The sequence below is a fragment of the Balneola sp. EhC07 genome (genome assembly GCF_001650905.1).
GTDB lineage: Bacteria > Bacteroidota > Rhodothermia > Balneolales > Balneolaceae > Balneola.
The window spans coordinates 345,631-371,519 of the sequence record NZ_LXYG01000017.1; the positions used below are offsets into that span (position 1 = coordinate 345,631).

The 25,889-nt window shown below is 37.8% G+C and carries 27 protein-coding genes and 1 tRNA gene; 15 read left to right on the forward strand and 13 right to left on the reverse strand.

The window, feature by feature from the left end:
- The first annotated feature begins 29 nt into the window (after window positions 1–29).
- Window positions 30–1,370 carry a sensor histidine kinase gene (locus A8B79_RS10760; RefSeq protein WP_066222232.1) on the forward strand — a complete coding sequence of 447 codons (1,341 nt, stop codon included), beginning with the start codon at window positions 30–32 and terminating at the stop codon, window positions 1,368–1,370.
- Here the strand turns inward: A8B79_RS10760 and A8B79_RS10765 are convergent.
- The 7 genes from A8B79_RS10765 to porQ form a co-directional block, all read right to left on the reverse strand.
- Window positions 1,355–1,918, reverse strand: a complete 564-nt coding sequence (locus tag A8B79_RS10765) for a sigma-70 family RNA polymerase sigma factor (protein ID WP_066222235.1) — start codon at window positions 1,916–1,918, stop codon at window positions 1,355–1,357. The two genes, A8B79_RS10760 and A8B79_RS10765, sit on opposite strands and share 16 nt — an antisense overlap.
- Window positions 1,919–2,073: 155 nt before the next feature.
- A complete protein-coding gene (locus A8B79_RS10770) occupies window positions 2,074–2,799 on the reverse strand; it encodes a CPBP family intramembrane glutamic endopeptidase (protein WP_066222242.1) in 726 nt (241 codons plus the stop codon).
- Window positions 2,799–3,782, reverse strand: coding sequence for a LysM peptidoglycan-binding domain-containing protein (locus A8B79_RS10775; RefSeq protein WP_066222245.1), 984 nt, complete (start codon window positions 3,780–3,782; stop codon window positions 2,799–2,801). Before A8B79_RS10775 ends, A8B79_RS10770 begins: the two co-directional genes overlap by 1 nt.
- Window positions 3,779–4,111, reverse strand: coding sequence for a tetratricopeptide repeat protein (locus A8B79_RS10780; RefSeq protein ID WP_066222248.1), 333 nt, complete (start codon window positions 4,109–4,111; stop codon window positions 3,779–3,781). Before A8B79_RS10780 ends, A8B79_RS10775 begins: the two co-directional genes overlap by 4 nt.
- A 3-nt stretch (window positions 4,112–4,114) precedes the next feature.
- A complete protein-coding gene (gene aroC, locus A8B79_RS10785) occupies window positions 4,115–5,293 on the reverse strand; it encodes a chorismate synthase (protein WP_066222250.1) in 1,179 nt (392 codons plus the stop codon).
- Window positions 5,290–6,357 (reverse strand): potassium channel family protein, encoded by a 1,068-nt coding sequence (locus A8B79_RS10790; RefSeq protein ID WP_066222253.1) that lies wholly within the window; start codon window positions 6,355–6,357, stop codon window positions 5,290–5,292. Before A8B79_RS10790 ends, aroC begins: the two co-directional genes overlap by 4 nt.
- A gap of 2 nt (window positions 6,358–6,359) precedes the next feature.
- Window positions 6,360–7,343 carry a type IX secretion system protein PorQ gene (gene porQ / locus A8B79_RS10795; RefSeq protein ID WP_066222256.1) on the reverse strand — a complete coding sequence of 328 codons (984 nt, stop codon included), beginning with the start codon at window positions 7,341–7,343 and terminating at the stop codon, window positions 6,360–6,362.
- A gap of 99 nt (window positions 7,344–7,442) precedes the next feature.
- On the opposite strand from porQ, the gene A8B79_RS10800 reads away from it, so the two are divergent.
- From A8B79_RS10800 to A8B79_RS10825, 6 genes are all read left to right on the forward strand, one after another.
- On the forward strand, window positions 7,443–8,180 hold the full coding sequence (locus tag A8B79_RS10800; RefSeq protein ID WP_066222259.1) for an MlaE family ABC transporter permease: 738 nt from the start codon (window positions 7,443–7,445) through the stop codon (window positions 8,178–8,180).
- Between the two features lie 2 nt (window positions 8,181–8,182).
- Window positions 8,183–8,923 (forward strand): ABC transporter ATP-binding protein, encoded by a 741-nt coding sequence (locus A8B79_RS10805; protein WP_066222262.1) that lies wholly within the window; start codon window positions 8,183–8,185, stop codon window positions 8,921–8,923.
- A 3-nt stretch (window positions 8,924–8,926) separates the two neighbouring features.
- The gene (locus A8B79_RS10810) at window positions 8,927–9,874 is read left to right on the forward strand and encodes an MlaD family protein (protein WP_066222266.1); all 948 of its coding nucleotides are present in this window, start codon (window positions 8,927–8,929) and stop codon (window positions 9,872–9,874) included.
- 131 nt (window positions 9,875–10,005) lie between these two features.
- On the forward strand, window positions 10,006–11,772 hold the full coding sequence (locus A8B79_RS10815) for a SurA N-terminal domain-containing protein (protein WP_235603675.1): 1,767 nt from the start codon (window positions 10,006–10,008) through the stop codon (window positions 11,770–11,772).
- A gap of 96 nt (window positions 11,773–11,868) precedes the next feature.
- Window positions 11,869–12,993: a bifunctional diaminohydroxyphosphoribosylaminopyrimidine deaminase/5-amino-6-(5-phosphoribosylamino)uracil reductase RibD gene (gene ribD / locus A8B79_RS10820; RefSeq protein WP_066222272.1), complete on the forward strand. Its 1,125-nt coding sequence runs from the start codon at window positions 11,869–11,871 to the stop codon at window positions 12,991–12,993.
- Window positions 12,994–12,997: 4 nt separating this feature from the next.
- Window positions 12,998–13,603, forward strand: a complete 606-nt coding sequence (locus tag A8B79_RS10825; RefSeq protein WP_066222274.1) for a riboflavin synthase — start codon at window positions 12,998–13,000, stop codon at window positions 13,601–13,603.
- A 3-nt stretch (window positions 13,604–13,606) separates the two neighbouring features.
- On the opposite strand, the gene A8B79_RS10830 is transcribed toward A8B79_RS10825, so the two are convergent.
- From A8B79_RS10830 to A8B79_RS10840, 3 genes are read right to left on the reverse strand one after another with little or no spacing between them, the layout of a single operon-like run.
- A complete protein-coding gene (locus A8B79_RS10830) occupies window positions 13,607–16,276 on the reverse strand; it encodes a putative LPS assembly protein LptD (RefSeq protein WP_153038423.1) in 2,670 nt (889 codons plus the stop codon).
- A gap of 12 nt (window positions 16,277–16,288) precedes the next feature.
- Entirely contained in the window at window positions 16,289–17,233 is a 945-nt protein-coding gene (locus A8B79_RS10835) for an ROK family protein (protein WP_066222277.1), read from the reverse strand.
- Between the two features lie 14 nt (window positions 17,234–17,247).
- A complete protein-coding gene (locus A8B79_RS10840) occupies window positions 17,248–17,553 on the reverse strand; it encodes an FtsB family cell division protein (RefSeq protein WP_066222279.1) in 306 nt (101 codons plus the stop codon).
- An 81-nt stretch (window positions 17,554–17,634) separates the two neighbouring features.
- Between A8B79_RS10840 and A8B79_RS10845 the strand changes: the two genes are divergently transcribed.
- A complete protein-coding gene (locus A8B79_RS10845) occupies window positions 17,635–19,566 on the forward strand; it encodes a phospholipase D-like domain-containing protein (RefSeq protein WP_066222281.1) in 1,932 nt (643 codons plus the stop codon).
- On the opposite strand, the gene A8B79_RS10850 is transcribed toward A8B79_RS10845, so the two are convergent.
- Window positions 19,563–20,312, reverse strand: a complete 750-nt coding sequence (locus A8B79_RS10850; protein ID WP_066222283.1) for a sigma-70 family RNA polymerase sigma factor — start codon at window positions 20,310–20,312, stop codon at window positions 19,563–19,565. The two genes, A8B79_RS10845 and A8B79_RS10850, sit on opposite strands and share 4 nt — an antisense overlap.
- A 222-nt stretch (window positions 20,313–20,534) precedes the next feature.
- Here A8B79_RS10850 and A8B79_RS10855 point away from each other — a divergent pair, with 222 nt between their 5' ends.
- Window positions 20,535–20,843 carry a hypothetical protein gene (locus A8B79_RS10855; RefSeq protein WP_066222285.1) on the forward strand — a complete coding sequence of 103 codons (309 nt, stop codon included), beginning with the start codon at window positions 20,535–20,537 and terminating at the stop codon, window positions 20,841–20,843.
- Window positions 20,843–20,998 (forward strand): hypothetical protein, encoded by a 156-nt coding sequence (locus tag A8B79_RS16170; protein ID WP_161485166.1) that lies wholly within the window; start codon window positions 20,843–20,845, stop codon window positions 20,996–20,998. Before A8B79_RS10855 ends, A8B79_RS16170 begins: the two co-directional genes overlap by 1 nt.
- Window positions 20,999–21,066: 68 nt before the next feature.
- On the opposite strand, the gene A8B79_RS10860 is transcribed toward A8B79_RS16170, so the two are convergent.
- Window positions 21,067–21,139 (reverse strand) — tRNA-Lys (locus tag A8B79_RS10860).
- An 86-nt stretch (window positions 21,140–21,225) separates the two neighbouring features.
- On the reverse strand, window positions 21,226–21,696 hold the full coding sequence (locus tag A8B79_RS10865) for a thioredoxin domain-containing protein (RefSeq protein WP_066222287.1): 471 nt from the start codon (window positions 21,694–21,696) through the stop codon (window positions 21,226–21,228).
- 67 nt (window positions 21,697–21,763) lie between these two features.
- Between A8B79_RS10865 and A8B79_RS10870 the strand changes: the two genes are divergently transcribed.
- The 5 genes from A8B79_RS10870 (at window position 21,764) to A8B79_RS10890 (ending at window position 25,851) form a co-directional block, all read left to right on the forward strand.
- Entirely contained in the window at window positions 21,764–22,162 is a 399-nt protein-coding gene (locus A8B79_RS10870) for an HIT family protein (RefSeq protein WP_066222293.1), read from the forward strand.
- A complete protein-coding gene (gene aroQ / locus A8B79_RS10875; protein WP_066222296.1) occupies window positions 22,159–22,590 on the forward strand; it encodes a type II 3-dehydroquinate dehydratase in 432 nt (143 codons plus the stop codon). The genes A8B79_RS10870 and aroQ overlap by 4 nt, the downstream gene beginning before the upstream one ends.
- A gap of 3 nt (window positions 22,591–22,593) precedes the next feature.
- Window positions 22,594–24,081 (forward strand): lipopolysaccharide biosynthesis protein, encoded by a 1,488-nt coding sequence (locus A8B79_RS10880; RefSeq protein WP_066222299.1) that lies wholly within the window; start codon window positions 22,594–22,596, stop codon window positions 24,079–24,081.
- Window positions 24,082–24,156: 75 nt separating this feature from the next.
- A complete protein-coding gene (locus tag A8B79_RS10885; protein WP_066222303.1) occupies window positions 24,157–25,260 on the forward strand; it encodes an amidohydrolase family protein in 1,104 nt (367 codons plus the stop codon).
- 24 nt (window positions 25,261–25,284) lie between these two features.
- Window positions 25,285–25,851, forward strand: a complete 567-nt coding sequence (locus tag A8B79_RS10890) for a DUF2911 domain-containing protein (RefSeq protein ID WP_066222306.1) — start codon at window positions 25,285–25,287, stop codon at window positions 25,849–25,851.
- Window positions 25,852–25,889 lie beyond the last annotated feature (38 nt).

Consider the following 25,889-nt stretch of genomic DNA (forward strand, 5'->3'; position numbering starts at 1 on the left):
ATACATTAAGTGAATTCTAGATTTTTGATATGAAACTCTTTGTTCCTTCAAATAGGATAAAAATTGTACTGGTGATCCTGTTGGTATTTCTGGGTGCCGGTTCTGTAGTATATAATCAATACTTAGTAAGTAAGATCTTAGAGCAAGAACGTTCAAGTGTTGAATTGTGGGCAAAAGGAATAGAGTTCAACAGTCTTCCGGTAAATGAGCAAGCCAGTACAAAGCTTCTTAAAGTGGCACAAATGCTTGAACGATATCCCAGTGTCCCGGATAGTGTAATTGAACTTATCTATGACGCTGAAAATGCCAAAAGCTCAATTGATTTTGTTACCGAAGAAATCATTTTAAGTCAGGAAAGATTTAAAGTTCCATCTATTGTAGTTGGAGAAGGAAACTTTTTGGCAGCTTCAAAAAATATTGACTCTACACGTTTAAGTACTGCTAGAGAACGAGAAAAACTGATCCGTGAATACCGAAGTTTGAACCCTCCGGTCCGAATCATTTTTGGGGATGAAAAAAAACAATTTGAACAGTTAGTGTATTACGGAGAAAGCCCCACCGTTCAAATGTTACGCTATTTTCCATTCATTCAAATTCTTCTTTTAGCATTGCTTTTAGGAATCGGATATACATCATATAGAAGTATTACACGTTCTGAACAATCTAATTTATGGGTTGGTATGGCTAAAGAGGCTGCCCACCAACTGGGTACTCCTATATCAAGTTTATATGGTTGGCTTCAACTCATGAAGGATGAATACCGACATGATGAAACAGCTATTAATATTACCAATGAGATAGAGAAAGATGTTCAACGACTTGCCGGAGTGGCCGAAAGGTTTGGAAAAATTGGTTCTGAGCCTGAACTGAAATTAATGAATATTGAGCCCATCCTTGATCAGGTAATGGTATATATGGAGAGAAGATTGCCAAGACTTGGAAAAGCAGTTAAAGTCGAAAAAAATCTTAAAGCAAAAGGTTTTGTGATGATAAACCCAGACCTTTTTCAATGGGCCATTGAAAACTTGGTTAAGAACGCAATGGATTCTCTGCCTTCTGCCCAAAAGAATTCTTTTATCAAAGTTTCATCTTCAATAGATGGGGAAGAGATATTGATAGATATTGAGGATTCGGGAGCAGGAATTGATATAAAGCATGTAAGAAATGTATTCAGGCCGGGATTTAGTACCAAAAAAAGAGGATGGGGTTTAGGGCTGAGTCTTACAAAGAGAATTATTGAAGACTATCACAAGGGTTCTGTTTACGTTCTCCGCTCTGAATTGAATGAGGGAACTACAATGAGAGTAACATTAGGGTTAAAAGAAAGATCTGATAACATGAATCCAATACTGGATCAATCTCCTCTGTAGCCTCTTTTCTTAGCGTAATCTATTAATTCAGTTTTAAGAAGATTTCTGCCACGGTGAAGTCTGGATCTAATTGTACCAATAGGGACATCCAGCATGTTGGCAATCTCTTCATAGGTGTAGCCCTCTACATCACAAAGCAGAACAACTGTTCTGAAGTCCTCAGGAAGTTGTTTCAATGCTATAGACATCTCATCATCCATTAACTCTCTGAACATTAGATTTTCAAGATCAGAAGTTTCTGTTCGCTCAGCTCTTACGGACTCGTAATAGGAGGAAACTTCGTCATAGTCTACCTGTTGAGGTTTTTTTGATGTTTTTCGGTAATTATTGATGAAGGAGTTTTTGAGAATCCTGAAAAGCCAGGCTTTTGCATTAGTACCATTTTCATAGCTGCTAAAGAAACGATAAGCTTTAACGATCGTGTCCTGAACCAGGTCTTCAGCATCAACGGGATCTGTAGTCAAACGAAGCGCAAAGTTATACATAACATCCAGATGTGGAATGATCTCCTTATTAAACTCTTGTTGCTTTTTTTTGTTATCCCTCATTGAATGTCCTAATTTCCTGAAATCAATGTAGTCTTCTAAGTTGTTATATACAAGAAGCTTACATGAATTTTCTATTCTTTTAACACTCTCTCAATGTAGTAATTACATCCTAAAGAGGTAAATAGATAAACACTATTAACGAGTTAGTGAAACCCTTATAGCACAAAAAGTACCATTAAATCATAAAGAGCATGTGTCCAGGCGGCAATTCCAAAACCTCTCCACACATATATACCGTTCAGAATCAATCCAAACACAAACCTGTAAGTAAAAGATGACAGTGTGAATGGATCTCCCATGGATCCAACATAATGAACCATGCTGAATAGAAAAGCAGATAAAACGACCGCAGCTGTAATAGCTGCCCAGTTCTTGTTATTAAATACCTTTTGAAAGACCAAAATAAGTACTGAAACCAAGATCACTCTAAAAAAAAGTTCTTCATAAAGACCGGCTCCCAAAGATAAGGCGAATTTTTGTAAGCCAGTGAGTGAGGAGATAGGATCATTAGCTGAAATCGCAAAAACCATGGATACAAAAAACGTAGCAACTAAAGTAACCAGAACGGCATAAATAGTAGATTCTCCGATCATAAGAGGGAAATATTTAAATCTTAACTCGCGTAGTTGTTCACGTTCTTTATAAAGAATAAACATTCCGAATAAGGCTACGATCAAAAGAGTAATAGAAACAGTATTAACACCGAATAAAGAAAAAATAGATTTGAACCAGGAATCAACACTGATTCGAACTATTTGAGAGGAGTCGGGTTGCGAGATAAGAATCAGTAATTCGTAAGCAAGAAAAAGTGGTAGACTTATAAGAAAACTGTAAAGTAGATTTTTTGTATCTGAAAAATATGTCTTTAAGGTGTTTTCCATTAACTGTCGGTATAGATCGAAACTGATTGTGGTTGATTAAGAATCAAGTCCAATATTCGAAAAGCGGAGTGAGAAAGTTTCAATCCTGCATTAGTAATTCGATCATTGATACGAACATAAATTCCCTTTCCATTTATAGGATTTTCAACAAAAATTACCGAACCTATTGAAATATTTGAGTGAGCAGCAGTCAATTTTTCCGGATTATAGAGTTCACCATTAGTTGTGGCATTCCCTTTATCAGAATCCGAATATACCATAACAGGAACGGATCCAAGATCTTGAAGGTCAGCTTTCTCCAAATAAGGGTTATCAAAAGTTTTTGATGGAGGCAAAAGAACGGTAATGTTCTTTGCAAGATTTAAATTATTTACGTCGATCTGAGGGTTTAGTGCTTGTAGCTCTGTTTCCGTCATTTCAAATTTATTCAAGACAGAATTAAGATTATCAGAACCTGAAAGAGTGTAAAGTGCGAACTTGCCCTGCGGGGATGACTCGTTAGAAAACTCAGAAACGACCGGTGCAATACTCACTGATTTAACCGCTAATCGCTGCCCAATTCTTAAATTGTTACTGGTTAAATTATTCAGGTCTTTTAGCTCCTGAACCGTCATATCATTTTCCTGAGCAATTTTATACAAACTGTCACCACTTTTTACAAGATAATATGTGTTTGGCGTACCGGATGAAGTGCTAATTAGAGTTGTCGTGTCTTCAGGGGGTAGTGAATCTGAAACTGCTTGTGGGGTGGATTGAATATAGTAGATTAGTTCCTGATCGATTTCAATAGCGTTACTGGTGATGCCGTTCCATTCTTTCAATTCCGCTACTGTAACATCCAGAGCTTTTGATATACTGTAAAAAGTATCTCCCTTTTTAACCTGATAGGTCTTCTGTTCCTGGGCGTTGATCGAATTAGAAAAAAAGACCACAAACAGGCTAAGTAAAACTGCTTTAATGGTTTTATTTAATATAGACTTCATAAACTGTCCTCAATTTCCATCTCTAAATTAATTAGTGCTCCCTGCAATTCAGATCGTGAATGTTGATCCTTTAGCTTGGTTGTAACGGTAATACCATCTTTATAGCATTTCAATGCCAAATTGTTCTCTCCTAATTCTTCATATAATTTTCCCAAATGATAATACACTCCCACATAATCAGGGTCATTATTACGAATATTTTTAAAAAGTGATAACGCTTTTTCGTGTTGATCAATTTTTAATAATTCCAAGGCCAAAGCAAACTTTAAAAATGAATCATTTGGACTCTCCTTTAATTTACTAGCTAGCTTTGAAATTTTTGATTCCAAAATTTATATGGATTTAAATCTTTCTTCAATTTCAGCGATAGAATCTCCGCCAAACTTTTCAAGAAATGCATTGGCAATTACAGGGGCAATAACACTTTCAGCTACTACAACCGCTCTTGGCAATGCGCAAACATCAGATCGTTCATATCTGGTTTCAGTTTCCTTGAGAGTATGCATATCCACCGTTCCTAAAGGATTTAACATGGTAGGAATAGGTTTCATTGCTCCGCGAATAATAATTGGCATACCATTGCTCATTCCTCCTTCAATACCTCCTGAGTGATTGGTTCTTCTATTAAACTTAGAACCATCATGAGTAATCTCATCATGAACATTTTGCCCATCTCTTTTAGCTGCTTCGAATCCAAGACCGATTTCAACACCTTTCATGGCTTGGGTGCCCATTATTGCCTGTGCAATTTTTCCGTCCAGTTTTTGATCCCAATGTGTGAAACTTCCCAGACCTACTGGAACTCCGGTAATTATGATCTCATAAATTCCACCAAGAGAAGATCCCGCTTTTCTCTGAATTTTGATCTCCTCTCGCATTTGTTCAGAAAGCTGTTTATCAAGACAGCGTACGTCGGATTCGTCGGCAGTTTTGTAAACGTTTTCAGCACCCTTTTCATAGAGAGGGTCAACGGTTTTCCGGACCGAGTCCCAGTCTTTATAACCTATTTTTCCAATTTGGATGACATGTCCGCCGATTTCAATTCCAAAGTGTTTCAAAAACTGTCTGGCAATTCCACAGCAGGCAACACGCATTGCGGTTTCACGTGCACTTGATCGCTCTATGACAGGACGGATATCATCAAAACGGTATTTTTGAGTACCAACAAGATCTGCATGACCGGGACGGGGTAGTGTGATCTTTTCGATGCCATCAGCTTCAGTTTCTTTGTTCATTACTGTTGGCCAGCCGGCTTCATCTTTTTGAAAAGCACGGTTTTCCATAATCATGGAAACAGGACCGCCCATTGTTTTACCGAAACGAACACCGGAATTAAAAATAGCACGATCTTTTTCGAAAGCCATTCTTCCACCTCTGCCATAGCCTTTTTGGCGGCGGGCTAAATGTTGTGCTAAATCGTCTTCTGTGAGTGGAAGACCGGCAGGCACTCCTTCAACAATTCCCGTAAGTGCGGGGCCATGAGATTCGCCTGCTGTTAAATATCTGATCATAAATGTAAAGTTTCGGTATTACGTGTGCGTTCAGCAAGCGGTCTGGAATCGTTACAAACTTCTTTTCTGAACTTGTCAATTTGATTTAAGTCACCGATCAAAATTAAGGAATCTCCCACATTAATTTGAGAAGAACTATCAGGGTTAAATTGTATGCTTTCCCCTTTTGGAATAATAGCAATGATCAAAACGCCATATTGTGTTCTGAGGTTTATTTCAGCGAGTGACTTTCCATCCAAAACAGAGCCTTCTGCAACCAAAGCTTCGTCGAATGTGTGATCTTGCATCGTGTATTTCGTAATAGAATCAACAAATTGATCTACATGTGGTCGGAGAATTACATTTGCCATTCTGTCTGCGCCAATTTCATAAGGTGAAATTACTTTGTCAGCTCCTGCTCGCAATACGCGATTTTTGTTCGTGGTTTCATTTGTTCTGACTAGAATGAACAATTTGGGATTCAGGTCTCTTGCAAGCAGCGTAGTAAACACGTTATCCTGATCGCTGGAAAGAGTGCATATCAAAGATTGAGCTTTATCTATTCCTGCTTCCAGCAATGTGTCTTCGTCTTCAGCATCTCCTTCTACAAAAGGTATTTTGTCTTCTTTTAGTTGTTCAATACCGGACTTTCTGTTCTCAACAATAACCAGGGGCAATCCGGCATCTTTGAGAACAGCTGCAATTCTGTGCCCGATTCTCCCATAACCGCAAATAATGTAGTGGTTTTCCATCTTCTCAAGTCGTTTTTTCATAGCGCGTTTATAAAAAAGTTCACCCTCGAACAATAATTGAGTTGTCTGTGAGGCGATATAGGATATAACACCAATACCGGTTACAAAGATCAACATTGTGAATACCCGTCCTTGATTAGAAAGAGTATGAAGTTCTGTAAATCCAATTGTGGAAATTGTAATGAAGGTCATATAAAGGCCTTCAAACCATGTCATGTTTTCAAGAAAATGATATCCAGCTGATCCTACGGAAAATATAATCACCATAATGAATGACGCTGTGACTATATTTTTTAATCCGGGATTTTCAACAAGGGTCTTAAAAGCATTCATTCCTATAATGTAGTTTTAACACTTAACTGAACCACACCGCCGGTTTCGCTGTAAGAATTCCGGCTGATGTCAATGATCAGGTCTTTAACAATAAACCCTACACCAAAACCAACACCTGCAAAGTCAAAATTTTCCTTTGTCTTGTTTAGTTCATGTAAATAACGGTTGTAACCCAACCTGACATGAAAGTCTTCCCCAAAATCAAATTTACCTCCGAAGATCACATGTCTGAAAGCATTATCGAAAAACTCCGGTGATTTTGTCTCACCAACAATGCGCATATCCCAGTCATTAAGTCGGCGTAAAGTAAAGCTAAGTTCGGCCGGAAAATTTTCAGGCTTTTTTGAAACTCCAACAGAGACATCAAGAGGTAAAGGTTCTCTTACGCCGGCATAAGTAGAAAGCTGTGTTCCCAAATTTCTTACTGATGCTCCAAAACTAAAATGCTCCTCAATATTTTTATAATAGATACCACCCGACACCGCAAGAGCACTGGATTTATACTGTTCATAAGAAGAATGGATCAAATCCAGAGCAACACCGCCGCTCCAGTTTGTTGCGATCTTTGTTGCATAACCACCGGAAACAGCAATATCAATGGCGTTAAAATCTCCTAGCTCATTTCCATCTTTGTCCAGCGTTTTAAAATCTCCATACCCGAGAAACCTGATACCCAACCCAATTTGATTATTCTCATTTATTTGAAAAGTTCCATTGGTAAAACCCATCTTGGAATCAGCAAGTAAATTGACAAAAGTAGCAGAAACCTGCCCGTTAACCGAGCCATACAAGTAAGCCGGATTGATGTGAAATGAAGAGTAATCTCCCTCAAAAAGCCCGGTATGATTTCCTCCTAAAGCAGATGCATTAGCATTGGGAGTTACATCCAGAAATCTGAATATGGTAGAAACATCCGATTGTGCAGATAAAGAAATTCCCCATAAGCAGAAAAGGCTAAGAAATAATAAAGATTTCGATTCTTTCAATTTGAAAATGACAATTAGGTAAAATGTTTTGTAATATAATCAATTGAATAAGCAAAGCCCGAAAATGGTTATCACAAACATGAATTTTCTCTATAGTTGATGGAAGCACTAAAGCAACTCGGACAATATACCTTACTACTATACCAAGCTTTACGTTCTGTAACTGAATTTAGTACTTATAGAGAGAATCTATTTAATGAGTTCGTAAAAATAGGATATCAGTCAATTCCGATCATTATTTTGGTGGGTGTATTTACGGGAGCTGTACTAACGCTTCAAACTGCATATCAATTAGATACTGATCTTTATCCTGCTTACATAGTTGGATCTATCGTAGCTCAATCAGTGATTATAGAACTGGCAGCTGTAATTAGTGGGTTGGTTCTGGCCGGAAAAGTGGGAGCAAGAATTTCAACTGAACTCGGCACAATGAGGGTAAGTGAGCAAATTGATGCTTTAGAATCCATGGGGTTCAATTCGGTGGCTTTCTTAGTTTTACCTAGAATTTTTGCCGGAGTTTTGATGTTCCCTGTTTTATATATAATCGCATCAACACTGGGTATTATTGGCGGTGTTGTGGCAGGGGCGGCTGATGGGATTTTACCTGCGGCAGAATTTATGAAAGGCGGAAGATTATTCTTTTTTCCTGAAGATGTAGTATTCGGAATTTTGAAATCATTTGTTTTCGGTTTTGTAATAACCTCGATCTCCTGTTTTAAGGGATACTTTGCTTATGGTGGTGCTGAGGGAGTAGGGAATGCTACAACTCAAGCAACAGTTTTAAGTTGTATCTATATTCTTTTAGCAGATTTTGTATTAGCAGCCATACTTTTGTAATCATGATAGAAATAAATAATCTCACAAAAAGTTTTGGTAAAAACCTGATCTGGAAAGATGTTTCTTTTCAAATAGAAGACGGAGAAACATTGGCTGTAATTGGCAAGTCAGGTTGCGGGAAGTCAGTTCTTTTAAAGCATCTGAATGCGCTTATGTATCCTGATTCCGGTGATGTGATAATAGACGGGCAATGTGTGTTCGATCTAAATTACTCCGAACTCAGATTAATGAGGCAAAGGTTTGGAATTTTATTTCAAGGGGGAGCGTTATTCGATTCAATTAATACCTTTGAAAATATTGCATTTCCATTACGGTATTTCACCAACAAAACAGAAGGTGAGATAAAGAAAGAAGTTGAGGAAGCATTGGATATGGTAAATCTGAAGGAAGCGGGTAATAAAGCGACTTCAGAATTATCAGGTGGAATGCGTAAAAGGGTAGGTTTAGCAAGAGCAATTATCTTGAAACCAGATTATTTGCTTTATGATGAACCCACATCAGGACTGGATCCTCAGACTTCAGAAGAAATTAATGAATTAATTGTAAGTATGGCTGATAGCTTCGATCTTACGTCGATCGTAATTACACACGATATGCATAGTGTGTTGTCAATTGCAGAGAAAGTAGCTTTTCTGGATTCACAAAAGTTAAGCTGGTTCGGAAGTATCGATGAAATGAAAAAGAGTGAACATCCGCCACTTGTAGAATTTACAACAGCAAGTGAGTATAAAATAAAGGCATAGAAATTGGAAAAATCGAAATTCAATCTAAGTAACGAGATGAAAATCGGTCTCGTAGTAATTGCAGCAATCATTGTGGCTTTTGTCGGTTTCAGAATCATGAAAGATCAACCGGTGTTTAGACAGTCTAATGTGCTTTACACCACTTTTGACAGAGTAGATGCGTTACTTCCGGGAAGCGTAGTTCATGTTAAGGGTTTGAAAATAGGGACTGTAAAGGGAATTGAATATCAGGTAGATTCTGATAATATGTTGATCACGCTGAATATCACAAGCACAATCCCTATACCTGTTGGCTCTAAAGCTAAGCTTGTATCACCTGAAGTTTTTGGATCTGTTACAGTTGAAATTGTGAGATCGAATAGTGCTGAACAGGCTGAATGGGAATCTTTTTTAGAAGGTGTTACTGAGCAAGGATTGATAGATAAATTTTCAGAGAAAGGTGATGAAGCTATAGACAAGCTCAATGTTTCTTTAACAAGGCTAAACGGATTGATGGGTAAACTTGATTCCTCTCTATACTCTGACAATAGAGATAAAATAGGGAATACTCTCAGTAGCTTCGAAAAAACAGGTAAAGATGTTCAACAACTGATTGAAAGACGAAAGAGCGATATTGATTCCATGATCATCAGTATGAGTAATGCGGCTCAAAATTTCGATGAGCTCTCCGAAGGAAATAAAGCTGAAGTTGATTCTATGCTCACAAGTTTAAAGAATGCCAGTATGGAATTAGAGACACTGAGCAAAGGGCTGAACAAAACTACTTTGTCATTAAATGATATTCTTGGAAAGATAAATGAAGGAACAGGAACATTTGGGAAGATGGTCAACGATGAGTCGTTGTACACCAATTTAGACAGCCTTTCCTTCAATTTGAACGAGTTAGTAAAGAACATTCAGAAGGATCCGAAAAAATATCTCAAGCATATGAGGCTTGTAGAGGTCTTTTAATGAAGAAAGCTCTTCTTAGACTTTCAATTTCCTGCTTATTCCGTTATATTTGCAAGCTGTTTTTGATGCTTTGCATCAAGAGATAATCAAAAATTTAAGAACTGTTTTAGAGGACACCTGCTATGGGTTTAATGGAAACGTTGAGAAACGGTACCAAATATATTGTAATCATACTTATTGTTTCATTTGGTTTGATTTGGGTACTGGCTGATGTAGACTTTTTTGGAGCAATGCAAGCCGGACCGAATAACTTGGGTCAAGTAAACGGAGATGACATCTCTCTTCAGGAATATAATCAGAGAGTACAGTACTACAATAATTTGTATGTACAACAAACCGGAAACAGTATGACTCCGGAGATCACTGCAATTTATGAGCAGCAAGTTTGGGATGAACTTGTGAACTCGCGCTTGATCGAACAGAAAATGGATGAGCTCGGCATTACTGTTACGGATGCAGAACTTTTAGATATGGTGTACGGAGACAATCCGGATCCTATCATTGTTCAAAACTTCAGCCGTGCAGATGGTACTATTGACAGAGCTGCTATTGATCAGGTATTGACAAATACTGAATTTTCTCAGCAAGCAATTTCTCTTGATCTGCAATTGCGTCAAAAAAGAAGACAAGAAAAACTAACGAATTATATCGCAGCGGGTGTTCAGGTAACAAACGAGCAGGTTGAACAAGAATATTTAAAGCAGAATACTTTTGCTGACCTTTCTTATGTACGCTTTCCGTTTGCTGATATCAGTGACGAAGAAATCTCTGTAACAGATGCAGATTTAAAAGACTATTACAATGCTAATAAAGAGCAGTACAAAAGAGAAGAAAACTACAGAGCCAGCGTAGTTAAGTTTAGTTATCTACCAACAGCTGATGATACTGCTGCGATCTTTAAAGAAGTAACAGACCTGAGAAGCAGCTTTGCAGAAGCTGAAAGTGATTCTCTATTCCTAAACAGACGACAATCAACTACTCCATATTCAGCAACCTTTATTGATAAAGATGATGTGCGTGAAGAGTATAGTGCAGTGTTGGATATTGAGGAAGGCGAAGTTACAGAGCCGTTCTTAAACGCAGGACAGGTAAGCATTATCAAAAATGTTGAAGAAAACGGAAATGAGATCAAGTTTGTAGTTTTCTCAAAACAAATTGAAGCACTGCAAGGTACTATCAGAGATGCTAATGAAGAAGCCAGAGAGTTTCAATACTATGCAGATGAAGAAACAGATTTCGCATCAGAAGCGGAGCGAGTAGACACAGAGATCCAGTCAATTTTTGCAACCAAAGGTAGCTCTTTTATCTCAGGCTTAGGGAATAGTCAGCAGGTTCTTACATTCTTGGAAAGAGCTGATGAAGGAGATATTTCCAATGTTATCGAGCTTGGTACTGATTTTGTAGTAGTTCAGCTTGATGAAAAAACAAAGGAAGGTTACCGCTCATTAGAAGATGTAAAAGCTCAAATTCAAACTCAGGTAAAGCTAGAGAAGAAAAAAGCTTTGGCGGTAGAAAATGCTAAACAAGCATTGGCTTCAAACCCAACGGTAGAAGCTTTAGCTGCAGCTACCGAAAAAGAAATTATTACCGCTGAAGGTCTTGCTGAAAGTTCAGCAGTTTTAACCCGTGCAGGCCGTGAGCCCAAAGTAATTGGAGCGATCTTCGAATTGGAAGAAGGAGAAACATCAGGTGTAATTGAAGGAAACAGTGCGGCTTATATAGTTAACGTTACTTCTAAACAAACTCCAAGCATTGATAATTTGGATGAAGCAACAAGACAACAAATCAGAACCAGACTGGAAGGAGAGATCAACCAGAAGTTTGGCGCTATTTGGTTAGAGCAACTTAAAAAAGAAGCTGAGATCGTTGATAATCGCAGCCGCTTAATTCAAAGCTGATTTTTTAAGAAATTATTTCAGAATTTAAAAAGGCGTGAAGATTACTTCTCGCCTTTTTTTGTTTTTGATGCATTCTAACACTCCGTACCTTTAAATATGGCAACTCTGCAAGAAATACATGAATTCTGGATGAAAGAAGCTTTAGAACTGGCTTCAGAAGGGAAGGGGAATGTTTCTCCAAATCCAATGGTAGGGTGTATAATCATTGATGGTGACGGAAATAAAATTGGTCAGGGATATCACAAAAAGTTTGGTGAAGCCCATGCGGAAGTAAATGCCATTGCATCGGTAAAAGATAAGAGAAAGCTCAATGGCGCCACTGTTTATGTTACTTTAGAGCCATGCTCACATACAGGGAAAACGCCTCCATGTGCTGACATGCTTACTGAATATCCGCTCAAAAAAGTAGTTGTTGCAATGAAGGATCCTAATCCGAAAGTGAACGGATCAGGAATACGAATTTTGAAAAATGCGGAGATTGAAGTAGAAGTTGGCGTTCTTGAAAAAGAAGCAGAACAATTAAATGAGTTTTTTATCCACCATCAAAACTTTGGAAGACCATTTATCACTCTCAAAATTGCGCAAACAGTGGATGGGTTTTTAGCCGCTGCTGATGGAGACTCTCAATGGATCTCGGGCAAGCAATCCAGAAAGAAAGTTCACGAGTGGAGAGCAGAATACGACGCTGTGATGGTTGGAAGAACAACTGCAATGGCAGACAATCCCGGTTTAACAGTTCGTCATGTTAAAGGAAGGCAACCAAAGCGTATAGTTATTGACGGGCCATTTGAATTGCCCCGATCTTTAAATCTGTTTTCTGATAAGCATGAAAAAAAGACTATTATTTTAACCTGGAATAAAGAAGCGTCACAGGACGAAGCCGACCCAATGCTAAAAGTTCTGGCACAGAATTATTTTCGGGGTGAGATCATTCAAACTCCAAAACTCGACGGTCATGTTGACCTTAGAGAGGCTTTTAAGATGCTAGGCCAAAAAGGCATTTCTTCTATTTTGGTAGAGGGTGGTCAGCAGTTATCTTCAGCTCTGATTAAGCAGGGATTGGTAGATAAACTTTGTGTGTTTATAGCACCAAAATTACTAGGAGCCGGAACCAGATCTGTGTTGAATATTGGAATCAATAAAATGAATGAAATAGCAGAACTGAAAGAGGTTGGTTGGGAAAAAGTAGGTGATGATATGTTATTAACCGGATATTTTTAGAATTATGTTCACAGGAATTATACAAGAAGTAGGAACCATAAGATCTGCTGAAAGTCTGAATGGCGGAGGAATGGAATTTACCATCGAATGCAGTTTTTCAGAGACCTGTCATGAGGATGAAAGCATTTCCATAAACGGGGCTTGCCACACTGTTACGGCGTTTGACGACAAAACTTTTACCGTGCAAAGCGTGGAAGAAACATTGAGGAAAACTTCAATGGGAGAATTAACGGAAGGATCATTGGTTAACCTTGAACGCTCACTTACTTTACAAAAAGGAATTGAAGGTCATTTGGTTCAGGGGCATGTGGATACAGTTGGAACTATTAAAAAAATCGAAAAGGAAGAAACAGGCTGGCTGATTACGGTTGAATACCCTGAGGAAAATCAAAATATGATCGTAGGGCGTGGAAGTATTACGATGGAAGGAATCAGCCTTACAATTGCCAGAGAGAAAGCGAATGAATTCACCGTTGCGATTATTCCATACACTTGGGAGCATACCAATCTTAAAAACAAGAGATCGGGCGACAAGCTAAATCTGGAATTTGATATTATTGGAAAATACGTGGTAAAGTATTTGGCGTCTATCGGACGGGATTCAATCTGATCATTAGTACCTGTTATAGCCTCTTCCAGTAGGCGAAGAACTTCTCTCCAGATTTTTCAGGATCGGTAATTTTTGGAACAAGCTTTGTACCTGAGCACTGTTTAGTGTTAGCTTAAAAAAGTAGTACTGATTTTCTCCAAAAGGATTGATCTGAAAAGTCAGATCCCAACATTCCAGATTACGGGTTAAACCAAATTGTGAGGGAGTTAGTTTTTCCTGAATAAAGTCATACCCTATCCTTGTATTAAAGCGCCACTTTGGGGTGAGTTTGAACGAAATGTTATCTGCATTTAATACGGCAGATCTGGTCGGGCTTTGATCGAATCTATACTGCCAGCGATAACTGAATTTAAGCGAGAAGCTCCAGGGAGAATTCAGAGGTGCTACCGGCTCTTCATTAAAGTGAGTATCTATTGGAGAGAACCTGCTTTGATCATACGGATCATAAGTTCTTCTGTAAATTGGAGTATATGCTTCAGGGCCATTTTTTCCGCCCCGGAAGGAATAACTTGCGGAAACATTAAAATTCTGAAGTTGGGCTATTTTTTCCCCGCTGTTAATAAGAAAACGATCAATTTCTCTTCCTGAACTGTCAACCTGATATAAAGAAAAATTAGCCCCGGCTGTCAACCGTATTCCTTTCAATGCATTGGAAGAAAGAGAAGTGTTTATATCACTAAAGTTTAAGCTGTCGGCGGCAAAATTATAGGAAGCACTGGCGCTTAAATTATCAATTAATTTTAGTTTTCTTTCATGCACTTCTCCGGTCGTGTCTCTGCTTACGATCTTGGTTTCAAAAGAATTGCTGATAGAGAAGGTGATCGCCTGCTGTTCTCCGGCCCCGGGACCACCGAGTATTTCATTTGAAAATATTGAGTAACGTCGAAAATTATTACCGGTAGTATCAGTTTGGACACTGCGATAAAATCCCCAACTTTCATCGCTGAAATCAGGACGATAATTATAAGAAAGGTTAGGAGTCACTGTATGCCTGAATCCTTCCAGTTTCCCGATCTTCTGATTTGATACGCCATAAAAAGTGGTTGAAAAGGACAATCCCAGATTGAAATCACGAGCAGATGTAAAGCCACGAACTATTTCAGTTTTAACAGGGTTTGGGTCTGATGTTGAGTCAGGGCTGAAATATTGCCGGGTAGAAGTTGGATACCAGTATTCATTGAAGTTTGCACTGGCAGAAAGATTTAGAAAAGGGCTTGAGAGCAATCTGCTTATCCCGACGCTTGCCGTTTGTCGGAAACCATATTTAAAATGATCTTCATCACCCGTTGCTTCTTCATATTTAGAGGGATCAAATAGAGCGTCTATGAAAGTTACTTCAGCAGAATCACCATCAATTGGTGCGTAACTGAATCTGGAATTAAAGGTGTTCCTGTAGTTTAAGGTTACGTTATTGTACCATTTTGAATCGTTGCTTACTTCTCCTTTGAATGGTGTAATAGTTGCAAGAGAAAAAGTACTATTTGGTCCGGTTAATGTGGTTGTATTATTGTTGAAATTCTGAGCAAGCTGAGAGTTAATACTAAAGTTAAAATCATTTTCAGGATGTCTGTAAGTATAAGCTAACTTAGAAGTAGAGGTTGTAGTAGCATTGTCATCAATATCATAAGAGTTTAGCTTGTAGAAGTCTTGAGTACGTAAATTTATTCCGGCATTGATAGTGGAATAAGGTGAAAAATCCTGATTATGGTTGATCACTAATGATTTTTGGACAGTCCGTGTAAAATCTGGATCTGTTTCTTCTAAACCTTGATCCCGGGAATACCCTATTTGCACATTGCCGGAAAACTTATCTCTTTTGCGGTATTGAAAATTACTATTCGCGAAAAAAGTACCCGAAGTGTATACATCACTGCTGACCTGAGCAGTAAAGTAATCGTTGAAGTATTGAAACCAACCTAAATTCTGCAATCCTAATCCACGTGAAGACTGAGCGTCAAAAGCATATGTAGGAGTTAAAAGACCGGATCGCCTCTTTTCAAAAGAAGACGGCACATAACCAAAAGGGAAGACAATTGGATAAGGAATATCAAGAATATAAAGCCTTGCATTGGCAAAGAATACTTCCTCCTGATCCACAACTTTCATTTTTTTAGCCTTTATATAGTAATACAAATAATCAGGCGGACAGGTAGAGTAAATACCGTCTTCAATAAAAACTTCGTCCTGATTTACATTCTTTACTTTAGAACCGATCAGGTAACCATCGGGGACCTGAATTTTGGCTTCTTCAAATTTCCCTCGCTGAGTTTTATAGTTAAATAAAATCCGTGTGCTTTTGATCTCATCAGTTTCTCTTTTTAATACAGGATAAGATAGAGTATCGGTTTGAGATTCAGCTTTGGCTTCCACCTGATTTTTCTGAATATCCATTTCTATTTTACCGGCAGTGAGTTCTCCGGCAGAATGAGAAACTTTTGCCTGACCAAAAAGGAAGGCCTTGCGACCATCTTTTAAATTTATAACTAAGGAGTCGCTCGACTGAAATTCAACTGCATCTTTTACATTGCTTTTCTTAACGGCAGGGCTTTTTTGATTTGCAGAAGAAGTTGAATCAGATTTAGTTTGAGCAATCGAAAATGTTGAAATACACAAAACTATTACACAAGCAAAGAGCAAGCGGGCACATGCATGTACGTAGTTTTTGAGATCCATTAAAAGCGTTTTTTATGCAAAAGAATCGAAGGCCAGCCCGGCTGCTCCCAGTAAAGCACTGTCATTTCCAAGGTCTTCATATACAAGCTCAAGACCTTCTTGAAACGGCAACATCATATGCTTTTTAATTATTTCTCTTGCAGGTTCAAATAACCAATTACCTGCACGTGAAACGCCCCCGCTGAGTACATATTTTCGAATATCCAGCATATGAGTGTAATTAATGATGGCATATCCAAGACGTTCCCCGCTTTTTCTCAGAATTTCGATAGCGAGTTCATTGCCTTCGTCCGCTTCCATAGTAAGATCAACCGGCTCAAGTTTATCAAAATCTTTGTGAAATTTACTATAAAGTGGATTGCTGGTTTGTTGCATGATCAAATCGGTAGCAAATCGACTTAAAAACTTTTGTCCTAAATAAGCTTCAACAGTGCCCCTTGTAACGCTGTTTGATAGTGGGCCATGATAATCCAGGATCACGTGCCCGAGCTCTCCTGCCATTCCATTAGTGCCCTTATATAATTTCTTATTAATAATGATGCCGCCACCAACGCCTGTACCAAGTGTGATGATAATAAAATCGTTGTACTGTTGTCCTACTCCAAAATGAAGTGAACCAAGAGCAGCAATATTAGCATCATTTTCTATTCTGCAGGAAAGATTGGTGCGTTTGGATATTTCCTCAGCGGCATGTACTCTATCCCATCCCGGAAGATTTGGGGGATTCCTGACTATAGTTTGTTCAAGATTCACCATTCCCGGCAATCCCATTCCAACACCAATGACTTCGTGTCTTGAAACAAGATCTCTTATAGTAGCGCTAATTCTATCTAAAAGATGATCTCGACCTAATTCAGCGTGGGTTGGAGTAGATGTTTGTTCAATAATTCCTTTTTCTTTATCTACAATAGCGGCCTTAATATTGGTGCCACCCAGATCTACAGCAACTGCTTTCATTTAAAATATCCCGGTTATTCTGTTCGTCGGATTTTATATACAGTCTCGCCCGGTTTTCTCATGCCGTATTCTTCCCGTGCAATTTTTTCGAGGAGTTGAGCGTCCTGATGCAAATGATCGATTTTAGTTTTTAAAACTTCAGTAGAAGCATTTAGCTCCTCAATCTTTTCTTTAAGATCAGCTTTTTGATTATTCAAACCTATTCTGGTAAGCAAGCTATAGCTGTCTACAAAACCAAACCAAATCAGCACAAATGTAGAAAGTATTACTACCAGAACAGATTTTTTCCAATGAATCGGATTTAAAAATTCGGTTTTCATAAGCTGAAAAGTTGAAGTTTTACAATGAGGTATTCGAAAATACGTTAATTTACATATTAATGGTAATGCTAAAAGTATTCTATGAAAGTTAAGTTTCTTCTTATTACAGTTCTAACTCTGCTTTTTTCGATTTCAGTTTTAGCTCAGGAAAATAGAAACAGCGAATGGATCAGGGTCTATTTTAATATGCCAAGCGATACTTCGGTTATGGCAGAGGGAAACAAAGCTAATGATTCGTGGGATCTTATCTCCACTCTTGAAAACCTTATTGATTCAGCTAAGTTCAGTATAGATCTATCTATTTATGATATTGAAGACGAGAGAATAGCTCATGCATTGGTAGGCGCAAAAAAAAGAGGCGTGCGAGTTCGTGTGGTAACTGATAATCATAACAGAACGGACGGGGGGATTCTGGACGAAAGGATATGGGAGATCTTCAGAAAAGGGGGCATTACCTCTATTGATGACGATGGAGATATTTATTTTCCAAACGGAGAGATCTCAGATAATGATCTGATCAACGACGGAGCCGATATGCACAATAAATTTGCGGTAATTGATGCTTTGTCTGAGGATAAAAATGATGATTATGTTTGGACTGGTTCTACAAATCTGACTTATACCGGAGCATATAACACAAACAATACGATTGTTATAAAAGATCATGAAGTAGCGGCGGTGTATTTGCAGGAATTTGAACAAATGTGGGGTTCAACTGGTGATACACCCGATCCGTACCGGGCCGTATTTCATAAAGATAAAAAAGATGTATCCGAGCATATTTTTGATGTCGGCGGAACAAAAATTGAGGTTTACTTCGCACCCATCAACAGAGATGATACAAAGCCAAGTGTAAGTGACCGAATTGTAGAGGTGATAAATACGGAGACGCAGTCAGATATAAGATTTCAGGCTTTTGCAATTACTCCAACTATTCCGATCAGCAAAGCAATTTGGAGCAAAAGTATTAATACTGACATTCAGTTAGAAGGAGTTATAGATCCCGGTTTTTTTAGTAGATACCGAAACACAGGAGCAATCTGGGGCAGCCCGGAAGCACAGCTAGGCAACAGAACTATACTTCCGGCTCGTGAAACAAGAAAGTTGCACAGTAAGCTAATCATTATTGACGTCAATGAACCCTCACCTGAGGATGAAGCAGTGGTCATTGCCGGCTCCTATAATTTCTCCAATAATGCAGAACTCAGTAACGATGAAAATACACTTATTATCTATTCTGATGAGATTGCAAACCAGTATTACCAAAACTTTAAAGAAGTAATGAACAGGGCTCAAGGAAAAAGTTATGGACCTTCTCCAAAAACAGATCCGGAAAAATGGTACGATGTATTTGCAATTCGGGACGGAGCAGAGTTTGAGATCGAAATAGTACCGGGTTTCGGATATCCTGTACAACTTTTGGGAGTTGAGGTTCCATCTATTTATGCTGGTGGAGATTCCGCAGATTACTTTTCAGGAGCATCTGCCGGTTATTTAAAGAATTTGCTGGAAGGAAGAAAAGTGAGAATTTATGACTACGACGGGGGCGAGGCATACTCAGCTTATAACCGACTTTTCGCTTACGTAATTGTTGATAAAGAGGGGGAGAAAAATTCACTAAACAGAGAAATGCTGATCAATGGTTTTGGAACTTATTCCGGAGATTTCAAACAGAATAAAGATTCAGTTGAGGCTTTTAAGAAATATGAAGCGATTGCCAGAGAAAATAACAGAGCAATTTGGAAAAGTGAGTCGAAGATCGGTACGAAAGTCTTAAGAGCAAAAGAACTTGAGGCGGGTTCGGCAATTGAGGTTGTCTACCCAATTAATATAAATACAGCTGATCAAGCTACATTGCAACTATTGCCTGGTATCGGGAAAACATACGCTTCAAGAATAATTGATTATAGATTAGCTAACGATGGGTTTTCAAGTATAGAAGAACTGATGCAGATAAAAGGAATAGGAACAAAGAGATTAGCTAGAATCCGTCCACTGATCACTGTTTATTAGACAAGCACCAATTCTTTAAGAGTCGCTTTTAAGGTGACTAACATTTTGCCAATTATTTGTGAAATACGAGCCTCACTTAAATTTAAGGATTCAGCAATTTCTCTTAAAGTACACTCCTCGTAATAATAAAGAGCTAAGATTATTTGCTCTCTTTCCGTTAAGGATTTAATTGCGCGTTTTAACTCTTGAGCATCTTCTTCATTAATAATTGATTGATCAGGTAATTCAAAGTTAAGATCTTCAATTCTTTCTGAAAGAGAGCTTTCTGAATCAGAACTAATACTTACGTCTAGTGAAAGAGCAACACGCTGTTGAACTTTAGAAAGAAGCTTGTGGTAGTCGTTTAGTTCGAGTTCCATTTCTTCAGCAACTTCGTGATCCAAAGGATTTCGTCCCAATTTTTGTTGTAGGTAACAAGTAGTCTCTTGTGCAGAGCCGTAGCGAGCTCGGTTTGTTCTTGATAGTTCATCAACTGAGCGCAGATAATCGATAATACTACCTCTGATTCTATAATAGGCAAACGTATTAAATTTCACTTCCTTATCAAGAGTATAGTTATCCAACGCTTGTAAAAGACCTGTTGCTCCGATATTAATTAAATCATCTTTACCGCATAATGGCGAGTTGGGACTATTCACTTTACCAACTATGCTTTTAATAAGAGGAATGGACTCTTTTACGATATGATTCTTAAGGGAAGAAGTAGGGTTTGCCTTGTATTCCGAAACTAGATTCTGAAGATCCATAGTATTGTACCACCAATTATTGATTATTATCTCCGCATAAATAATATTAAAAAGTTTTAATTATTAAAAAATCTTAATATTAAATTTTATTAATACAGAATGATGCGCTTAGAGCTTTTGTGGATCAATAATTTGGATTTGCAGACTAATAAGTCTCGTTGTATTTAAATTTTTTTTAAAAGAATTAAGGATTTTCTGAGAGTAACCGATAATAGGGGTAGAATGAAATTCAAAAATCTCCATACCATAAGTAGTAAAACTCGTTCTTTTGAAAAGCTTATTGAGTTATGCGACTCAGAAAACGAAACGGTTATTCTAGAGTATATAAAAAATGTGCTGCAGGGATTGGATTGCCGTTATGTTGCTTCAGCAAATCTGTCAGAATTTTTTCAATACTGTCTAAATTTGATTGAGGATGGAGAATACGAGGAGCTAAAAAGAATATTAACCGGGAAAGTGAAAAAGAGTGTTTCTGAGTCAGATAAAAGAGCTAAGGTTATCGACATGCACTCATTTAAAAAAGCAATATAATGACTAACGATGAAGAGCGATCTGTAATTAAAGAGCTGCTGGAAGTAAAAAATACTGTAAAGCTTACAGATGAAAAAAAGAAATTTCTACTGGGAGATGAAGGAGTGTTGGAAGCAATCATCGCCGGGCTTATCAGGGATTTTAAATACGTGTAACAAAAAACCCCTTCCGAGATCAATCGTAAGGGGCTGGTCAAGAGAGATTCTTGTAAACTATAAAACTGTGATCCGGGAGGGACTCGAACCCTCGACCCACGGCTTAAAAGGCAGTTGCTCTACCAACTGAGCTACCGGATCTTCCATCGCAATCGCGAAAGGCTCCAAAGATACGGGTTTATATACTTTATGACAATCTTAAATCGAGTAATATTCAGACTTTTTCATTATTCTTTAATAATTATCTCATATAAGTCGGATTCCACGCTCACTTCCACCTCTTCAATGATTCTGCCAACTTCTTTTCCGTTCTTATAAATAATGAAAGTGGGCGTTCTTTTAATGTTATTCTCTTTGATTATATCTTTTGGGCCACTTCTTCGGTATTCCAGAGCAGTATAATTAGCAGTTATCAATGGATTATCAATTGACTCCATAATTTTAAAAAAAGCCGGAATTTCCCTTTTACTGTCATGGCACCACATTCCCATAAATACATCAACTAAAACAGAATCCTGAATTGTATTAAGCTTAGCGATAATTTCCGAATCCGGTTTGTAACGCTCAGTATATAAATCAAAGATTTTTACTTCTCTGATCTGTTGTTCTGTAACCGGACCGCTTAAATAATCATTCTGTGCTTGCGCGGGAAAACATAATACAACTGCTAATAAAAAAAAGAGTGGATAAAATTTCATTGAGAGCTTTTATAAGTTCAGTACATTACATTGAATATCATAAGCATTCAAAAGATTAAGTAAAAGTATGGCAAGTATTTTCTCTAAAATTATAAATGGTGAAATTCCATGTTACAAAATTGCAGAAGACGAAGACTACTTTTCGTTTCTGGATATTAATCCAATTGCTGAGGGACATACATTAGTAATTCCTAAAAAAGAAGTAGACTATGTCTTTGATCTTCCTGATGAGACGTTACATGGGTTGATCAGTTTTTCCAAAAAAATAGCAAGAGGTATAGATAGTGCACTAGGAACAATAAGAACTGGCGTAATAGTTGAAGGGCTTGAAGTGCCTCATGCTCATATACATTTAATTCCTATCTATTTTGAAGGACAACCGGTAAGTTTGGGCAGAAAATCTGAGATTCAGGAATCAAGAATGAAAGAAATTGCGTCACTAATAAGTAAAGCTGTTGAATTATGAAAATATTAATCATTAATGGCCCGAACTTAAATCTTTTAGGCACAAGAGATACAGGAATTTATGGGACAGGAACTTTGGAAGAATTGCAGAGTTTTATTTCTAAAAGCTTTAAAGAGCACAAAATTTCATTTTTTCAAAGTAATGTTGAAGGAGAAATTATTAATAAGCTACAGGAAGCAATGGTTGACGGTACTCAGGGAATAGTTACCAATCTGGGAGCATATACTCACACTTCTGTAGCTTTAAGAGATGCACTGGAACCGATTAGCTTTCCAAAAGTAGAAGTTCATATTTCAAATATACATGCGCGGGAAAAATTCAGAGAAAAGTCTTTAACAGGAGAAGTTATGGATGGAATAATTACAGGTTTTGGCAAGTATAGCTACATATTAGGTGTGCAGGCTATTGAACATCTTTCAAATCAATAACTTTTGAAGCAGCTCAAAGAACTTCTTTCAGATACTCTTATTTATGGGGTGAGTCATGTATTTACCAGATTCATGAACTACCTGCTGGTTCCATTTTACACCGGAGTTTTCAAGCCCGGTGAATATGGGGTTATAAGCCTGATTTATGTAGTAGTAGCATTTCTCAATGTGGTTTTTACTTATGGGATGGAGTCGAGTTACTTCAGATATGCCAAAGATAGGGAGAAATCAAAAGACATCTTCAAGACTATTCAGATAAGTTTGTTACTGACCTCAGTAGTTTTGGTAACTATAGTTTGGTTTCTGAATCCTTTGATCAATCCGATTATTGGTCTGGTTGAGCCGTTCCCTTTATTAACTTTGATGCTGGGTATTTTGATCTTTGACACAATCCAGGTTATTCCCTTTGCAGAGTTAAGATTAAAAGGAAAGCCGTGGCATTTCGCACTTCTTAAAATGTTTGGTGTATTCATAAATCTGGGACTTAATCTGTACCTGATCTTAAAACTACATCTGGGAATCGAAGCAGTATTGATAAGTAATATTATTGCGTCATTCATTACTGCATTTTTTGTATGGATCATCACTCGGGATATGCTGAGCGGAAGCTGGGATATAAAATTCTTAAAAAAAGCATTGCGTTTTGGTTTGCCATTTGTACCTGCCGGGATTGGATATGTGATCAATGAAATGTTAGACCGGATTTTTTTAAAACGGATGAGTCCCGAATCAATCGAAGCAATTTATGGAGTAAATGCAGATGGAAGTATTTATTCAGGAGAGGATATCGTAGGATTATATTCTGCAGCTTATAAATTAGCAGTTGTTATGCTTTTGTTTGTTACCGTATACAGATATGCCTGGCAGCCCTTTTTTATGAAAAAATCTGATGATCAGGAGGCTCCGGTTATATTCTCAGAAGCCTTTCGGTACTTTAACTTAGGAGCGGCACTTATTTTTATATTCTTTTCACTGTTCATTGAGCAAATAGTTCAAGTCACTATTCCCTTTACGGACGCTACCTTGATTGGTAGAGAATATTGGTTAGGGCTTAATGTTGTTTCGCCTCTGTTATTAGCTTATTGGTTTCAGGGTTGGTACGTAAATTTTTCAGCTGGAATCTTCATCGGTGAAAAAACCAAAGTATTAGCATATATAACGCTTATTGGTTCAATAATTACAGTAACCGGAAACCTCTTATTTGTTCCATATTTTGGAATGTTGGCTTCTGCTTATACAACATTGGCAAGTTATGCAGTAATGGCGATGATCATTTACTATCATTCTAAAAAAGCTCTTGATGTGCCTTATAAGCTCTGGCAGGGATTTTTTGTGATTGCTATAGCACAGTTTAGCTTGGCATTAAAACCAACTTTTAAAAACCTAATTGGCTCTGAATTCTGGGCTTCGGTCTTATTGTTTATTATAGCAATGGGGGTTTTAGCTATAATGACAATGAAGAATTTCTTTTTAAAGGAAAACGAAAGCTAGATTATAACTGTTTAACTGTCTTTAAGAGACTATTTTTTTACAACTCGTAAATGCATCTTTAACTATACTTCAATTATGAAAAAAACTGTATTTCTCTTTCTGAATTTGATGATGTCGAGCTGGATGTTACAAGCTCAGGACGCCGATACTACCATGACTTTTGAGGAGTATGATCCTGTTTCTACTTTAGTGGTTCCCGGAGAGAAGATTACCAAAGCAAAATTTCCTTTCATCGATGTACACAGCCATCACTGGCGAATGGCAACGCAAGATCTTAAACAACTTGCTTCCGAAATGGAAGATCTGAATATGAAAGTGATCGTGAATTTGAGTGGTCGATCGGGTGATCAATTAAAAGCTATTACGGATAACATTGAAAAAAGTGGTTTAAATAGGTTTATCGTATTCGCTAACATCAACTTTAATGGAATAGATGAAGAAGGATGGACCGAAAGAGCAGTTGCACAACTTCAGGAAGATTATGACAATGGAGCTCGTGGTGTAAAGATATTCAAAAATTTAGGGCTCACTGTTCTGGACTCTGAAGGAAATCGTGTGCAAACTGATGATCCCCGGATCGATCCTGTATGGGCAAAAGCTGGTGAACTTGGAATTCCTGTATTGATCCACACCGGAGAACCGGAGGTATTTTGGGCGCCTATTGATGAGAAAAACGAACGTTGGTTGGAAATGAAAAACTTTCCAAGCCGGCACAGAGGTGATACATCAAGGTTTCCAAGTTGGGAAGTAGTAATGGCTGAACAGTGGAATGTATTCAGAAAACATCCTGAAACGAATTTTATAAATGCCCATTTAGGCTGGATGGCAAATGACCTCGAAAGACTAGGAAGACATCTTGATGAATTCCCAAATGTGTATACCGAAATAGCTGCGGTAATTGCTGAACTGGGAAGACAACCTCGTTTCGCAAAAGAATTTTTTATTAAATATCAGGATCGGTTATTGTTTGGAAAAGATACTTATCGCCCTGAAGAATACTACACCTACTTCAGAGTTTTGGAAAGTGATGATGAGTATTTCGATTATTTTAGAAAAAGGCACGCTTTTTGGAAAATGTATGGATTGAATCTTCCTGATAATGTGTTGAAAAAAATGTATTACAAAAATGCTTTAAAAATAATACCGGGTATTGATAAGAGTTTATTCCCGGATAACTAATCCCTCAACTTAAATAGAATTGAAATGAAAGCTTTATTAAAAATGGGAGCCCTTGCTGTTTTTGCTGTTCTCCTTTCATCAGAATTAACATTTGCACAGGAAAGAGGAAAAGGAAATCGTCCAAGTCCGAACGCCTCAGTAAGTCAGGATATTGGATCAACTACAGTTTCAATTACATATGGACGTCCGGCGCTTAAGGGGAGAAGTTTAGCATCTCTTGCAAAGCCTGGTCAGGTTTGGAGAACCGGTGCTAATGAATCCGCTTTCATCACTTTTAGTAACGATGTAAATTTCGGAGGTCAACCCGTACCTGCCGGTACTTATACTTTATTCACTATTCCCGGTGACAACTGGACGTTTATTATCAACAGAAAGCTTATCCGAAGTGAAGAAGATCCAAGAGTATCATGGGGAGCATTTACCTACGATGAATCTCAAGATGTGGCGCGTGTACCCGCTGCAGTAACAACAGAAGGCGCTTCAAGCTTCGAAAGATTCACGATCTATTTTGATACCCTTTCAGATACAAAAGCTCATTTGAATCTCCAATGGGGAAAAACAATGACAGCAATCCCTATCACAACTAAGTAATTAATTTTTTTTATTACTTTAAGGAGCTCATTTGAGCT